At 32.8% G+C, this 16,834-nt stretch carries 12 protein-coding genes and 2 pseudogenes; 6 read left to right on the forward strand and 8 right to left on the reverse strand.

Going from position 1 to position 16,834, the window contains the following annotated elements:
* The 6 genes and pseudogenes from ABI549_RS10490 to ABI549_RS10515 all read right to left on the reverse strand — a co-directional run.
* A pseudogene (locus ABI549_RS10490) lies at positions 1–601 on the reverse strand (F0F1 ATP synthase subunit beta); the annotation flags it as partial.
* A 205-nt stretch (positions 602–806) separates the two neighbouring features.
* On the reverse strand, positions 807–2,252 hold the full coding sequence (locus tag ABI549_RS10495) for a G-D-S-L family lipolytic protein (protein ID WP_348076407.1): 1,446 nt from the start codon (positions 2,250–2,252) through the stop codon (positions 807–809).
* A 33-nt stretch (positions 2,253–2,285) separates the two neighbouring features.
* A complete protein-coding gene (locus ABI549_RS10500) occupies positions 2,286–5,168 on the reverse strand; it encodes a TonB-dependent receptor (RefSeq protein WP_348076408.1) in 2,883 nt (960 codons plus the stop codon).
* Between the two features lie 303 nt (positions 5,169–5,471).
* Entirely contained in the window at positions 5,472–7,319 is a 1,848-nt protein-coding gene (gene glmS / locus ABI549_RS10505; protein ID WP_348076409.1) for a glutamine--fructose-6-phosphate transaminase (isomerizing), read from the reverse strand.
* 10 nt (positions 7,320–7,329) lie between these two features.
* Positions 7,330–9,030, reverse strand: coding sequence for a DUF4270 domain-containing protein (locus ABI549_RS10510; protein ID WP_348076410.1), 1,701 nt, complete (start codon positions 9,028–9,030; stop codon positions 7,330–7,332).
* Complete coding sequence (locus ABI549_RS10515) at positions 9,030–9,839, reverse strand: glycogen/starch synthase (RefSeq protein ID WP_348076411.1); 810 nt, start codon at positions 9,837–9,839, stop codon at positions 9,030–9,032. Before ABI549_RS10515 ends, ABI549_RS10510 begins: the two co-directional genes overlap by 1 nt.
* Before the next feature lie 108 nt (positions 9,840–9,947).
* On the opposite strand from ABI549_RS10515, the gene panC reads away from it, so the two are divergent.
* The 6 genes from panC to radA all read left to right on the forward strand — a co-directional run bounded on the left by panC (position 9,948) and on the right by radA (position 15,375).
* A complete protein-coding gene (gene panC, locus ABI549_RS10520; protein WP_348076412.1) occupies positions 9,948–10,796 on the forward strand; it encodes a pantoate--beta-alanine ligase in 849 nt (282 codons plus the stop codon).
* Positions 10,797–10,809: 13 nt separating this feature from the next.
* On the forward strand, positions 10,810–11,160 hold the full coding sequence (gene panD / locus ABI549_RS10525) for an aspartate 1-decarboxylase (protein ID WP_011962286.1): 351 nt from the start codon (positions 10,810–10,812) through the stop codon (positions 11,158–11,160).
* 4 nt (positions 11,161–11,164) lie between these two features.
* Positions 11,165–12,124 (forward strand): lysylphosphatidylglycerol synthase transmembrane domain-containing protein, encoded by a 960-nt coding sequence (locus tag ABI549_RS10530; protein ID WP_348076413.1) that lies wholly within the window; start codon positions 11,165–11,167, stop codon positions 12,122–12,124.
* Positions 12,125–12,172: 48 nt separating this feature from the next.
* Complete coding sequence (locus ABI549_RS10535) at positions 12,173–13,459, forward strand: alpha/beta hydrolase-fold protein (RefSeq protein WP_348076414.1); 1,287 nt, start codon at positions 12,173–12,175, stop codon at positions 13,457–13,459.
* A 57-nt stretch (positions 13,460–13,516) separates the two neighbouring features.
* Complete coding sequence (locus ABI549_RS10540; protein ID WP_348076415.1) at positions 13,517–13,909, forward strand: energy transducer TonB; 393 nt, start codon at positions 13,517–13,519, stop codon at positions 13,907–13,909.
* A gap of 104 nt (positions 13,910–14,013) precedes the next feature.
* Complete coding sequence (radA, locus tag ABI549_RS10545) at positions 14,014–15,375, forward strand: DNA repair protein RadA (protein ID WP_348076416.1); 1,362 nt, start codon at positions 14,014–14,016, stop codon at positions 15,373–15,375.
* A gap of 71 nt (positions 15,376–15,446) precedes the next feature.
* Here the strand turns inward: radA and atpG are convergent, their stop codons facing one another.
* Both atpG and ABI549_RS10555 read right to left on the reverse strand, forming a co-directional pair.
* Positions 15,447–16,307, reverse strand: coding sequence for an ATP synthase F1 subunit gamma (atpG, locus tag ABI549_RS10550; protein WP_348076417.1), 861 nt, complete (start codon positions 16,305–16,307; stop codon positions 15,447–15,449).
* Positions 16,308–16,387: 80 nt separating this feature from the next.
* Positions 16,388–16,834, reverse strand: a pseudogene (locus ABI549_RS10555) (F0F1 ATP synthase subunit alpha); the annotation flags it as partial.

Below are 16,834 nucleotides of genomic sequence, written 5' to 3' on the forward strand. Positions count from 1 at the left end.
TCTCACGAAGTAAGTCATTTCCTTCACGTGTTCTTTCTCCTACTCCTGCGAATACTGAAAGTCCACCGTGACCTTTTGCAATATTATTAATCAATTCCTGAATCAATACTGTTTTACCTACTCCAGCACCACCAAACAATCCAATTTTCCCTCCTTTTGAGTAAGGCTCAATTAAATCGATTACTTTGATACCTGTAAATAAAACTTCAGAAGAGGTTGACAAGTCTTCGAATCTTGGCGCTTGACGGTGAATTGACATTCCGTTTTCACCATCTTTAGGTAAATTTCCTAAACCATCAATTGCATCACCAATTACATTAAAAAGACGTCCGTAAACATCTGCTCCAATTGGCATTTTGATTGGATTTCCAGTTCCAACAACTTCATAACCTCTACTTAAACCATCAGTAGAGTCCATAGAAATGGTACGAACTGTATTTTCTCCTATATGAGATTGTACTTCAAGTACTAATAAAGTACCATCTTTCTTAGTGATTTCTAATGAATCATAAATTTTTGGAAGCTCAACATCTTTACCGTTGAATACTACGTCTACAACTGGGCCGATGATTTGCGAAACTTTTCCTATTACTTTTGACATTGCTTATGTATTTATTAAATAGCTATTTAGGTTTATAGAAAATATGTCTATTTTCAGACTGCAAAGATAATTTTTAAAATATAAAATCAATAATTTTTTTGTGTTTTTTAATGTCTTTTTAAAATCTCTATTTAAAATATTTTATTTAAAACAAAAAGCCACCAACTTTCGCTGGTGGCTTCTATATATTTAACTATCCTTTTTCTTAAAAAGAAGCTGGAAACTGTATTGGATAGTTTCCTAAATCTACTGCTTTAAGTGTAGAACCATATTTAGAATTTATAGCTTCTAAGAATTTATTAGCAATAAGAGCATATCCCCTAGATGATGGATGAACTCCATCTAAAGAGAATGCGCCACCAGTTACATATTGAGCTGTCATGTGATAATTCCCAAAACTAACCCCTCCGTTTACTAATTGAGTCATGATTGCTTTAGCATCAACTTTTGCTAAATTGTTAGCATCGGCCGCAGCAAAAATTGTTTCATTATAATGGTCAGTAGCGGCTTGTATTTCGCCTACTTCCTCTTTAGATAAAACCCACTTATCTGCTAATGGCACACTAACACCATTTATAGCAGCTGGATTACCACCTACTAGAGTACCAATAAATGTTCTTGATGGTAATACTAATAAATCTGCAGAAGTTGCTGGTCTATATGACGGAATTGAATAAGCTGTAAGATTAGTCAAATAATTATCTACAATAATAACAGGGTTTAAGCCAACAACAAAAACAACTTTTCTTCTGTCTGCTTCTGCTTGTGATAATCCTAAACCAGCCACAGCCGATGTTAAACCTGCATTATATGTAGCAAATCCTGAATTTAGTTGAGCAACTTGAGTAGCATTAAGAGTTACTGGATTGTAAGGGACAGTCTTAAAATAAGGTAATGTACTTACATATGGTAAATTTGCAACTACTCCTTTTTTCCCTCCAGCAGATAATTGACTAGCTAAAGCGTTGTATGCACCATCAAAAGTTGCATCTGGAGTGATATCATTTCCTGTTGAAGCGGATTCTGCTGTGGTTACTCCACCTCCTGTAGCATATCCTAAAACATCATTACCTCCGATCCATAAAGAAAAGAAAGTAGGGTTTTGGGATAATGCATCTGCCAAAACAGTTGTAGTAGCCGAAGATGCAAATCTAGCAAAATAAGGGCTTGCAGTTCCTGCTGGAACTCCAGCTGCACTTCCGTAATTAGGCGCTAATAAATGAAAACTTTTAGCACCTGGAACACCCATATTATTAAATGAGCCTGTCAAATGGTTTAACACCTCAGTAACTGGAGCTCCAGCAACACTTACGGGACCAACTCCATTAAAATACAATCTTGTTGCTGCTATTGGCGTACCACTAAACAATAGACCTCCTAGATTATCATCTCCACAAAAAGGAGTATTAAAAGCTCCTCCACCTACTTGAGCAAATTGCCCAGCAAGAATGTTTGGATATGCGTTCATTTGTCCTTTTTTAAACAAAGCTCCATCGCTATAACCCGCAGCAAAAGAATCTCCTAATGCCACATATTTAGAGAAGTTGGCTGAACCAGCAGTTGCAGGACCCTCTGAAGCTACTTCATCATTATTATTACATGCTACAAAGCTTAAAGAAACCAACAGTAGCCATTTTATGTTTTTTTTCATAATTCTTAACTCTAAAATTATTATATTTTTTTATTATGGGTTGATAGTCCAAGAAGCATAGTATTGTTGCCCGATTGCTCCAGCCCCTAATACTTGTATGTAATCCTTACCTCCTAGATTAGCACCACCAAGTTTTATTACTGATTTTAAGAATGGTATTGCATAGTTAATTTGAGCATCAAAAACAACATTTTCTGGAATCATACCATCAATAAATGATGATTGCCATAAATATTCACTATTCCATCTTACGTTTGTATTGAAACCAAAGTTTTTAAATAATTTATCATTACCAAAACTCGCTTTTGCTCTGTGTTTAGGTGTATTGAAACCAACTTCAAAACTTGGATCTAATGCTTGATCAAAATCAAATTGAGAATAGTTATAACTTCCTCCTAATTCGAAGTTTTTATAAACTTTTTTAGACAAACCTACTCCTACTCCTAATGAATTTACTTTAGCTTTAGAGTTTGTATATACTTGGTATGTTCTTCTATCTCCATTTTTAAGAGCATATAAAGGAAGTATTGAAGGGTTTGTGTTAGGATCTAAACCTAAAGTAGTATTAATAGGCACATTTACATCCCCGTATAAAGGTGCAATTGTGTTAGTTTGACTTAAGAAATCGTTATAAGTATTGTAGTATCCATTGATGTCTACAGAAAAACCTTTAATTACAGTACGATAACCTAAATCGATTGCTTGAACTCTTTCTGGTTTAACTAATCCTGGTGTTGCTACTACTAGTTTTGAAGGATCTGAAGTCGCTGCGAATTCTTTAAATGACTCAACCGTATATGCGTTGTGATAAGCATTGTTCCCACTCATCTGAACTGTTGCAACAGAACCTACACCAGTTGGATTAGTTACCGAGTTATATGCTCCTTGTCCTGTAGCACTTATCCCTCTAGTTTCTGTATATCTTAATAAGTTTTCAGGTGCAGAACCAATTAATGCGAATGGCCCTAAATCTAAACCAATATATTGATCTTGTGTAGTTGGATTACGGAAACCTGTTTGATAAGAAACTCTAAAATTATGTTGTTTGTTTGCCCCAGCCCCATAAGTTGCAGATATTCTAGGAGAGAAATTTCCATCAAAATTTTTAGATTTATCATAACGAACAGACCCTGTAAGTTTTAATCTACTGTCCATTAATTTAGTTTGAAGTTGAGTGTAAACTCCGTATTCATTATATTTTAAAGGACCATCATAATCTGTAAAAATTGATCCGAAAGAATTCATCACATATTGTCTTGCAGAACCTCCAACTTGAATTTCAGCAAATTTCACTAAATCTTTAAAGTTGTAGTTTACATCTCCGTGGTAGATTTTTGATTTGTCTTGAAATTTAGCTCCTTTTGTAAAGTCTGGATCTGCGATTATTTTAGCTAATGCTTTATTAAACTGATCAGACCCTGGTTCAAATCTTGGACTTCCTGAAGGAGCAATAGCAAATTGTGGTAAATTTAAAGCAGCTAAACCTGCAGGTAGTTGATTATAATCTGCATATTGTCTTGCTATACTTGCTTGTTGTTCAGCAGTAGTAGCAAATCCAGATGCACCAGATACTTGATATGCAGTTGCATAGTTTGTAAACCATTCTGTATCAGACTTTGCTTCTCTATTTACGTTCCAAGCTGCAAAACGTGTATCATAAGAATCTCCAGCATCTTCAGCTGTTCTGTAAACTCTTGCAAAGAAATTTTTCCCTTTTACTTCTAATTTGGTTTGATCCATGTAGAAGTTTTTAAGTGCATATCTGTTGGCTCCTTGATAAGCGGTGTTACCAAAACCTAATTTATGTTGTAAGATAATTTCAAAATCATTTGCCCATGGTTTGAAGTGTAATGAGAAATCAGCTTTTACACTTTCAATTTTATTATTTGTTAAGTCTTGTTCTTTATATCCTGTTCTACTTACTTGTCCTACATTTGGAATAAAAGTTGTAACCTCATCACCATATAAATTTACTCCATCATAGTTTTGATTAGTTCCATGTCCAATTGCACCATTGTCTACGGCACCTAATGAAACATTTCTGTCATCAGAAGCAATCCATTCTTTAGCAGATAGATAAGAGAAATTCCCTTTGGCAGCAAAATGATCTGTAAATTTTTTAGCAGCTCTAAATCCGAAGTCATAAAAAGGATTATTTCCTGCTGTTGTTTGAGACGTTTGTCCGTATTTCATATATGTTGAAATTCCTTCCTTAACGAAAGGACTTCTACTGTTCATAAACATAACACCGTTAAATGCATTTGCACCATATAATGCAGAAGAAGCACCTGGTAATATCTCAACGCTTGCAACATCAATGTCAGAAACTCCTAATAAGTTTCCAAGTGCAAAGTTTAATGCTGGAGAAGAGTTATCCATACCATCAACTAACTGTAAAAAACGAGTGTTTGCAACAGATGCAAAACCTCTTGTGTTCACAGACTTGAAATTAAAACTACTGGTATTAAAATGAACATCTTTTAAATTTTCTAATCCTTCGTAAAATGAAGGAGCTGTTGTGTTTTTAATATCCTTTAAACCCATTCTTTCTATCGTTACAGGTGATTCTAGGATTCTTTCTGGAGCTCTAGAAGCTGATACTACAATTTCATTAAGAGATGTAGTTGAAGATTCCTCAGACAAAGCAACGACAACAACTTGATCTTTAGATGATATTACAACGGTTTGACTAGCATAACCCATCATTGACACATCGATTGAAACTGGAAATTCTTGGTTCTTAAGCAGAAACTTTCCATCGAAACCCGCAGAGGTTCCTAGTGATGTTCCTACTACTTTAACATTCGCCCCAGGAATAGGTTGATTGTTAGTGTCGGTAATTGTACCTGAAATTGTGTTTTGCGCAAACGAGATTCCGCAAAAAAACAATGACAAAATAATAAAGTAGATTCTCATTCGTTTTGAATTTTATTGGTTTAGATAGCCAAATTACAAATATTTTTAATATTACTATTAAAGATTGATAAAAAAATTAGCTAAGACATTGGGTTATACATAATTTTTAAAACCTATTTTTCTTTATTCTTTAAATATTTAATAGTATTTTAACAATTATGCTTAATATAAATATTATGCATACATAATAATTGTCATTATAGTTGCAATTATTTAAAAATTAATTACTTAAAAAAAAATGTTAATTGTATAAAAAAAGCGAGAATTAATCTCGCTTTTAATAAAATATACTTCTTTTTTTATTTATTCTACAGTAACAGACTTAGCTAAATTCCTTGGTTGATCTACATTGCAATCTCTCATTACTGCAATATGATATGATAATAATTGTAACGGAATCGTTGTTAACAAGGGAGACATAGCATCGGCTGCATCTGGAATTTCTATAACATAATCTGCCAATTCGCGAACTTGTGTGTCGCCTTTTGTTACAATTGCAATTATTTTTCCACTTCTTGCTTTAATTTCCTGAATATTACTTACGACTTTATCATAATGTCCTTGTTTAGGAGCAATTACTACTACTGGCATGTGTTCATCGATTAAGGCAATTGGACCGTGTTTCATTTCAGCAGCTGGATAGCCTTCTGCATGGATATATGAAATTTCTTTTAGTTTTAAAGCACCTTCTAAAGCTACTGGAAAATTATAACCTCTTCCTAGATATAAGAAATTTGTAGCATCTTTAAAAACTGCTGCAATTTCTTTAGCTTTATCGTTTGTTAATAAAGCCTCAGCAACTTTTTCAGGAATAATTTCTAATTCTTGTAGGTATCTATGAAAATCTGAGTTCGATAAAGTTCCTTTTGCTTTTGCTAAACGCAATGCAATCATTGTTAACACGGTAATTTGTGTAGTAAAAGCTTTTGTAGAAGCCACACCAATTTCCGGTCCAGCATGGGTGTAAGCACCAGCGTGAGTTTCTCTAGAAATAGATGAACCGACCACATTACATACACCAAAAACAAATGCGCCATTTTCTTTGGCTAATTTTATTGCCGCTAATGTGTCGGCTGTTTCTCCTGATTGAGAAATAGCAATAATAACGTCATCATTATTTATGATTGGATTTCGGTATCTAAATTCTGAAGCATATTCTACTTCAACTGGAATACGTGCAAATTCTTCAAAAATATATTCCGCAACTAATCCCGCGTGCCATGAAGTTCCACAAGCAATTATTACGATACGTTTTGCATTGATAAACTTATCAATGTTATCATCAATTCCCGCCATTTTTATTAGACCTTCATTGGCATGAAGACGACCACGGTAGGTATCTTTTATAACATTTGGTTGCTCATAGATTTCTTTCATCATAAAATGATCGTAACCTCCTTTTTCAATTTGCTCCAAATTCATTTGAAGTTCTTGAATATATGGATCTACAAGAGAATCATCTTTTATTTTACGAATCTTTAATGGTTTATTTAGTCTTACAATAGCCATTTCTTCATCTTCTAAATAAATAGCGTTTGAAGTATATTCTATAAATGGTGTTGCATCTGAAGCTATAAAAAACTCATCTTCTCCTATCCCTATTGCTAAGGGGCTTCCTAAACGGGCAACCACAATTTCGTCTGGTTTTTGCTTGTCAAAAACACAAATTGCATATGCTCCAATTACTTGATTTAAAGCAATTTGAACTGCTTTTCCTAACTTAAGATTGTCTTTCTTTTGTACATCTTCAATAAGATTCACTAATACTTCTGTATCTGTGTCAGATTTAAAAGTATAACCTCTATTGATTAATTCTTTTTTTAGTGGCTCATAATTTTCGATAATTCCATTATGAATTATTGCTAAATTTCCTGAGTTTGATAAATGTGGATGTGAATTTACATCGTTTGGAACCCCGTGAGTTGCCCAGCGGGTATGTCCCATTCCTATTGTTCCATTGGTAGAAATTTCTTTTAATGATTTTTCTTCAAGATCAGAAACTTTTCCTTTAGTTTTAGATAATTTTAAGTCTATTCCATCATAAATCATAATACCAGCACTATCATAGCCTCTGTATTCTAGACGCTTTAGTCCTTTTATTATAATGGGGTATGCTTCTCTATGACCTATATATCCAACAATTCCACACATATATTTTTTATTAATTAGGTTTTGTATAATAAATTTCAAGTTTTATTTTTTTGTCGCTAGGAACGCCAGCTCCACTTCCATAAAGTACAGTTCCTATAGGATTTACAACAGACATTACAGGAAGATATTTTGATGTTTTTGTAATGTTAGCTCCGTTATCATCCTTCATTGTATAAGTAAAAGGATTTTTAAATGATGCAATACTAACTGTGTTTATATTTTCTGTTACAACTAATCCTAGTTTTACATTTGTAGAATCTTTTGTAATATCATTTGAACCATCGGCATTTTTGTAATTACCATTTTTTACAAGGTTTCTAATATAATTTGTAATTCTTATTTTATATTTAGTCCCTCTTATTGTACCGTTGTAACTAATTACTTTAGAATTATCATCTAAAAGTGATCCTCCGTGAATATACTTGTTGTACTTTGAATTTCCGCTAGTGGATGTATCATAATAATAATCTATAATAGGTCTTTTATTTGTTAAATCATATAAATATAATCTGTTAGGCTCTGGCTCTGTTGCTCCCATAGTAGTCTGATCTACGTAAAAAGTAATACTTGCATCATTTATCAACCATTTTTCATCTCTCATTCTATTTAGTGTAGCAGAATTTTTATTTAGCTCTCCTCCAAATAAATCAACAACAGCCATAGATCCTTGACCTCCTTTTAGATATAATCTATCTGGATTTGTAACTGGTGCTGTGTATGAGGGTAGATAATTTGCGGTTGGTGTGTCTTTTAGCAAATTTACAGTATTTCCAGACATATTTAAGACAATTGTTTTCCTTTCAGTTGGTGGTATTGGTATAGTTGTTGTGGGCGCTGAGGAGAAGTCATGATATACTATCGTAACAGAACCTCCAGCAAAATTTATTCTCGCCATTGTTCCTTGATTTGGACTTGACGGAGAATTTTCAGCTTTAAAATACAGTCCTTTAAAATAACTCTTAAAAGCATTATTGTTAACCAAATCACCTGAGGATGCTTGTATAATAGCTGTTTTGAAATAGGCTATATTTGTTGCATCTAAATTAAAAAACAATCCTGGAGAAAGTCTTTGCTTTACCTCTCCTGAAGGCTTTAATAATTTAATTTCTGTATTTTTAAATTCGAAATTATCATCAGTCGCTAAAAGCTGACTTTTTTGTGCTTCTATTTCTGGTTGATCATTGTAATATTTTTGTGCTTCTGTTGACCCGCTTGCTAGATCAAAGTCTCTTAAATAATATCCCGAACGATATATGCTTAATTTAATTGGTTTCTGATCTATTTTCTTTGCAGGTAAGATAGAATCTAACTCCTCATAAGTTCTATCTCCTGTAGTTGCATCTGTACTTGAAAGTGTTGAATAATAAGGCACATAAATATATACCGAATCTACTACAATATTTGTCGCCGTATCATAAAAAGCGGGAGCAACCGTTGCTAATTGTAACTGTGTTACAAAACTAGCCTCACTTTTCCCGAAAACGCTATTGTTATAATATCCTAGTGAATTTATAGGCAAGTTATTCGACTGAACTTCTCCTGTGTTTCGATTGTCTGCTGATATATCCAATGGTCCTGTAAAATTTTCAAACAAGAAATTCTCATTGCCTACAATGTCTGTTCCTAATGTATTATAATCTTTATCACATGAAGCGAAAAATATAGCAACTAAAACAACTGTTAGCTTTCTTAAAAAAGTGGTATTCATCATTAACCTAATATTTGATTTTTGTAAAATTGTGTGTAAGCCTCCGCAAACTCATCTTTGTGGGCGAAAGGTAAAAAAGGTTTTTTTGAAGCTTCTATAAATTTTGTTAAATTTGAAGAAATGCTATCCGAAGCAATAACTATACCGTCAGAATGATTTATTGATGCCATCATGATGTTTTCAAAAGTAGGATTATCTAGCTCAGCTATTGCACCTTGAGGAACACCATCAAATTGTATTTTTTTACTCATTCCAACATCTAAACTTCCATCGAATGACTGATTAAATACTGATGTTACAATTTTAGTATCAGCAAATAAGGCTTCATCTTTATAAAAATGTTTCATATATATAGGAAGCATTGCAGCCATCCAGCCTTGTACGTGTATAATGTCTGGAACCCAATTTAATTTTTTAACAGTCTCTACAACTCCTTTCGCAAAGAAAATAGCACGCTCATCATTATCCGGGAACATAACACCTTCTTCATCTGTAAAAGTAGCTTTACGTTTAAAATATTCGTCGTTATCAATAAAATAAACTTGAATTCTCTCTTTTGGTATCGATGCAACTTTAATAATTAGTGGCATATCAGCATCATTTACAACGAGATTCATTCCTGAAAGACGAATAACTTCATGTAATTGATGTCTTCTTTCGTTTATATTGCCATAACGTGGCATAAAAATTCTTATTTGTCCGCCCTGATCATTAATCATTTTTGGCACGTCATACGACATCAAAGAAACCTCATTTTCAGCAAGATAAGGCACTACTTCAGATGATACATATAAAATTCTTTTATCCTCCATTTTTTATTTTGTTTAGGCTTTAGGACATAAATCATTTGCAAAATTACAAAAATTTATGTTGATATTGACTAAAATAGTAAGTTTGCACTGAATTTTAATGTTTTACACATGACTGTTTTTGACAAACAAAATGAGTTAAAAGCTTATTTGAAACCTTTTTTACAAGAAAATAAAACAATTGGATTTATTCCTACTATGGGTGCTTTGCATCAAGGACATTTGTCTCTTATGAAAACATCTTTAAAAAATAATGATTTTACAGTTGTAAGCATTTTTGTAAATCCAACGCAGTTTAACAACTCAGATGATTTAAATAAATATCCTAGAACATTAGAAAGCGATGCTGAGAAAATAAAATCATTAAATCCTGAAATTATAATTTACGCACCTTCTGTTGACGATATTTATGAAGGCAAAACAGTTTCAAAATCGTTTGATTATGATGGTTTAGAATTTGAAATGGAAGGCAAACACAGACCAGGACATTTTGACGGAGTAGGAACAATTGTAAAAAAATTGTTTGAAATTATAAATCCTACCAATGCCTATTTTGGCGAAAAAGATTTTCAACAATTGGCTGTTGTGAAAAAATTGGTTCAGAAAAATAGTATGTCAGTAAAAATTGTTGGTTGTCCCATTTTTCGTGAAGCAAACAACCTAGCAATGAGTTCTAGAAACGAACGCCTTTCGGCAGATGAAAGAGTAAAAGCGTCTATGATTTATAAAAATTTAACAGATGCCAAGAAGCTTTTTGGCACGAAAACTGCTAACGAAGTAACTAAATGGGTCATAAAAACATTTAAAAAACAATCATTGTTCGAGTTAGAATATTTCGAAATTGCCGATGAAGAAACGCTTCTTACCTGCAAACGCAAAAATAAAAATAAGAATTATCGTGCCTTTATTGCAGTTTTTGTGAACAATATAAGATTGATTGATAACATTTCATTAAAATAATTACCTTTGTACCATGCAAATTGAAGTTGTAAAATCTAAAATACACCGAGTAACAGTAACCGGCGCCGATTTAAATTATATTGGCAGCATTACTATTGACGAGGTTTTACTGGAAGCGTCTAACATTATTGAAGGCGAAAAAGTAAATATTGTAAACATAAATAACGGAGAACGTTTTGAAACTTACGCTATAAAAGGTGCAAAAAATTCGGGCGAAATTACTCTAAATGGTCCTGCAGCTCGCAAGGTTCATAAAGGAGATATTATTATTATTATGTCTTATGCTCGCATGGATTTTGAAAAAGCAAAAACCTTTAAACCTTGGTTGGTTTTCCCTAACGAAAAAGATAATTCATTGAAATAATATTTTGAAAAAAAGAATTGGTAAATGGCTCTCTATAGGACTACCTCTTATTTTAGGAATATATCTTATACAATATAAGTATAACGAGTTTACTCACGAACAAATACATGAAATAAAAAGCTACTTCAAAAATGCTAATTATTTCTATATCTATTTATCTTTATTTATTGCACTTTTTGGTTTTATATCAAGAGCCTATCGCTGGAAATACGCCATACAACATTTAGGTTATCAAACACATTTTTATAACAACTTAATGGCTGTTTGTGTTGGTTATTTTATGAATCTAACTATTCCACGATCTGGAGAGTTCTCCCGAGCTTTAGTGTTAAAAAAGTATGAAAACATGCCTTTCGACAAAGCTTTTGGAACAATTGTTGCCGAAAGAGTTGTAGATACACTTATTTTTTTACTATTTGTTTTTGCATCATTATTGCTTCAGTTTAAAGTCCTTAAAGGTTACATATTAGAAAAAATTCCAGTTACAAATCTAATTCTTTTAGCATTAATTGGATTTATCGGATTTGTTGTTTTTCTTCTTGTATGGTTTTATTCTAAATGGAAAATAGTTTCTACTATCAAAGAAAAACTTTCCGGATTAATAGAAGGTATGAGCAGTATTTTAAAAATGGAAAATAAATGGCAATTCCTTTTCCATTCATTATTCATTTGGTTTACCTACATTTTGATGTTTTATGTTACCATATTTGCTTTAAAAGAAACTAGCAATATTAGCTTTGGCGCAGTAACTATTGCTTTTATATTCGGAACCTTAGCTGTAGGTTTTACAAATGGCGGTTTTGGCGTTTACCCATTAATTATTGCCGAAATATTTATGTTGTATGGAGTTCCTGACACCGCCGGAACAGCTTTTGGCTGGTTAACTTGGGCTTCTCAAACTGTTTTGATGATCGTCTTAGGAGGTTTGTCATTTTTGTTTCTTCCTCTATTAAATAGAAAATAATTATTATATTGCTACTTCAAAAATACTCACTCATATAATTTTTACATTATGAAAAATATATTCTTTGTTATATCATTGTTGTTTTCTGCAACATTGTTTTCTCAAATCACTACCGAAACTATTCATTCAGCAAAACTAAATGCTGATAGAGAAATAACCATAAAATTACCTGCGTCTTACGAAAAAAATCTAGAGAAAAAATATCCATTAGTTTTAGTTTTAGACAGTGAATATTTATTTGCCCCTTTTGAAGGAAATCTTGCGTTTGGAAATTATTGGGACGATATTCCTGAAGTTATTTTAATAGGTATAAACCAAAATGCAAAAGAAGAGCGTTATGACGATTCTGAATTTGACTTAACAACTGGTTTGCCATCAAAAAAAGGTGGTGCTTTTTTTGAATTTATCGCTGCCGAATTAATTCCTCATCTCGAAAAAAAATACAGAGTTGCACCGTTCAAAATTATTGCAGGACTAGATGCTACAGCAGGTTTTTTAAATTCCTTTTTATATAAAGATATCCCTCAATTTACAGGATTTATTTCTTTGAGTCCAGAATTAGCAAAAGGAATGATAGAAAGAATTCCCGAAAGATTGGCTGCTACAAAAGAACCTTTATTTTATTATCAAGCAACATCAGATGGAGATTTAAAAAAGTTTCAAACCCAAATAAAAGCTTTAGATAAAAATATCACCGCGGTAAAAAATCCGTTTTTAAATTACGGATTTGATGATTTTAAAAATGCTTCTCACTATTCGTTAGTATTAAACGGAATTCCAAATGCTTTGTACCAAATTTTTTCTGTTTACCGCCCTATTTCGTCTATGGAATACCAAGAGAAAATCGCTGTCTTACCAGATAATCATGCAAAATATTTGACCGACAAATATGAAACCATCGAAAAATCATTAGGTATAAAAATGAACGTTAGATTAAGTGATTTTAAAGCAATCGAAAATGCAATTTTAAAATCTGGTGATTTTAAAGGTTTCGAAGAATTAGCTCAAATCTCTGGCCAACAGTATGAAAAAAGTATGCTGTATGATTACCACATGGCGATGTTTTACGAAAAAACAAACGACATAAAAAAAGCGGTGAAATATTATCAAAATGCTTTTATGAAACAAGAGATTCGTGAACTAACAAAAGACATGATGATGAACAAAGCTGAGGATTTAAAAAAATTAATCCCTGTAAAATCTAAAGGTTTAAAAGGCGGTAAAGCCAAAGAAATTATTGAAGAGGAAGTCCCTGCGACCGATACTCCCACAACAGACACACCTGCTACTGATACGCCTACAACAGAAACCCCAACAGAAGAGAAAAAACCATAAGAAGTAATAAATCATGTGCAATATTGCAAAACGATAACTCAATAATACTGTGATTTCATGAAGAATCTATTTTTTTTAATTCTATTATTTTCTTTTCAAACTGTTTTAAGCCAAGATAACGAAAGTTCAGTTGCTGCTGGGGAAGAACTAATTTATAATGTTACCGACATTGATGTGAAAGCAGAATTCCCAGGAGGAATGGACAAATTCTACAAATATTTTATGAAAAATTTTGTTAGACCTGAAAATAGAATACCTGGAAAAATACTGTTATCATTTGTTATCGAATCAGACGGATCAATCAAACGAGTTCAGGTTGTGAAAAGTGATGTTGATGAAGCATTCGAGAATGAAGCAATAAGAATTCTCAAATTATCTCCAAAATGGATTCCCGCAGAAAAAGATGGAAAAAAGGTTAGAACTTTATTATTCTTTCCTGTAAACTCATAAACTAACTATACCGTAGTACAGCCTTCGTTTCAAGTGATTGCGAATTTTGTTACAACCCAAATTTTAAACGTAATTCGTAATTTTTAATTCGTAATTCCCACCTAATGTCCAAAGTAAAAACGTCTTTTTTTTGCCAAAGTTGCGGATCGCAATATTCCAAATGGCAAGGACAATGCAATGCCTGCAAAGAATGGAATACCATTGTTGAAGAAATTATTCAAAAAGAAGAAAAAGTAGCATGGAAAGCCGATACGTCGGAAATAAAAAAAGCTTCCAAACCCCTTTTAGTAAAAGAAATAGATTCTACACAAGAAATCCGAATGGATACTTGCGATGGAGAATTAAATCGTGTGCTTGGTGGCGGAATAGTTCCCGGATCGTTAATCCTTTTAGGTGGAGAACCTGGTATTGGAAAAAGCACACTTTTGCTTCAAATTTCATTAAAATTACCATACAAAACCTTATATGTTTCGGGCGAAGAAAGTCAGAAACAAATAAAAATGCGTGCCGAAAGAATCACTCCAAATGGTGATAATTGTTACATTCTTACCGAAACTAAAACACAAAATATATTTCGTCAAATTCAGGAAATAGAACCTGAAATTGTCATCATCGATTCGATACAAACCCTACATACAGATTATATAGAATCCTCTCCGGGAAGTATTTCTCAAATTCGAGAAACCACTGCCGAGTTAATAAAATTTGCCAAAGAAACCAATGTTCCCGTTATTCTGATCGGACATATTACAAAAGACGGAAGCATCGCTGGACCAAAAATTTTGGAACACATGGTTGATACTGTTTTGCAGTTTGAAGGTGACCGAAATCATGTGTACAGAATTCTTCGTTCCTTAAAAAATCGATTCGGTTCTACTGCCGAATTAGGAATTTATGAAATGCAAGGTTCTGGATTACGAGAAGTTTCTAATCCATCAGAGATTTTAATTTCTCATAAAAATGAAGAATTATCAGGAACTGCAATTGCCTCAACTTTAGAGGGAATGCGTCCGTTAATGATAGAAATACAAGCCTTAGTTTCTACGGCTGTTTATGGAACACCGCAACGAAGTACCACTGGTTATAATGCAAAACGACTGAATATGATCTTAGCTGTTTTAGAAAAAAGAGCTGGTTTTCGATTGGGAGCTAAAGACGTTTTTTTGAATATTACTGGTGGAATTTCGGTAGATGATCCTGCAATAGATTTAGCAGTTGTAGCTGCCATATTATCATCAAACGAGGATATTCCCATCAACAAAGATTTCTGTTTTGCGGGCGAAGTAGGACTTTCTGGCGAAATTCGTCCTGTAAATCGTGTAGACCAACGCATTCAAGAAGCTGAAAAATTAGGATTTTCGACCATTTATGTGTCTAAATACAATAAAATTTCGTTGAAAAACACTGGAATCAAGATCCAACTAGTAGCAAAAATCGAGGATATCGTTAGTGAATTATTTGGATAAAAAGAAACGTCTTAAAATAAAATTTTTAAGACGTTTCTTTTGTAATACTTTCAAGATTTGAAATTTATTCCCTATCCTTTCAAAGCTTCCGCTCCACCAACAATCTCTAAAATTTCATTAGTAATCGCTGCTTGACGCGCTTTGTTGTAAGTTAATTTTAATTGATCTCTTAACTCGGTTGCGTTGTCTGTTGCTTTGTGCATTGCAGTCATACGCGCTCCGTGTTCTGAAGCAAATGAATCTCTAATTCCTTTGTACAATTGTGTTTTCAATGATTTAGGAATCAATGTTAATACAATTTCTTCTTTAGATGGTTCGAAAATGTAATCTCCTGTCGAAACTGGTTTGTCCGTTTTTATAGGTGCTAATGGCAAAAATTGTTCTGTTTGAACGATTTGTGTCGCAGCATTTTTAAATTGATTGTAAATAACTTCGATTCTGTCGTATTCACCAGAGGTAAATTTATCAGTTAATGTTTGAGCTATTTGCGCCACATTATCAAAAGTTAATGCATCAAAAACTGAACTTTGATTATCAACAACAGAAAGAGTTTTACTTAAAACATCGTTTCCTTTTTTACCAATAGCAAAAACATCTACTTGTTTTCCTGCATAAAAATCGGCACGGTTTTTCACTTCCTTAATTACATTGGTATTAAAAGCACCACACAAACCTCTATTTGAGGTGATAGCCACTACTAAAACTTTTTTAATTTCACGTTGTTTTGTGAATTCTCCACCTGCATCACCATCTAGTGTAGCAGAAAGATTTTGCAATAATTCCGTTAGTTTTTCGGCATAAGGTCGCATCGCTGTAATTGCATCTTGTGCTTTTTTCAATTTTGCTGCAGAAACCATTTTCATTGCCGATGTGATTTGCATCGTCGATGAAACGGAAGTAATTCTATTACGGATTTCCTTTAAATTTGCCATTTTATTATTTTAAATTGTAAATTTTGAATTATAAATTATGGATTCCATTTAAAATTTATAATTCAAAATTTAAAATAATTTTAGTTATATTTTGCTGATAATTCTTTAGCTGTAGCCTCGATAACATCTGTGATTTTGTCATCTAATTTACCCGCTTTAAGAGCATCTAACGTATCTCTGTGCTTGTTGTTTAAGTATTCGATAAAATCTTTTTCGAATTCTTTAACTTTATTTACAGGAACATTTCTTAATAAGTTTTTAGAACCCGCGTAGATAATTGCTACTTGATCTTCAACAGTATAAGGAGAGTTTAAACCTTGTTTCAAGATTTCAACATTTCTTTTTCCTTTTTCAATTACGTTTAATGTAACCGCATCAAGATCAGAACCAAATTTTGCAAACGCTTCCAATTCACGGAATTGTGCTTGATCTAGTTTTAATGTTCCAGCTACTTTTTTCATCGATTTAATTTGAGCATTACCTCCAACACGAGATACCGAAATACCTACGTTAATTGCTGGACGAAC

Source organism: Flavobacterium sp. (genome assembly GCF_039932285.1).
Classification (GTDB): Bacteria; Bacteroidota; Bacteroidia; order Flavobacteriales; family Flavobacteriaceae; genus Flavobacterium.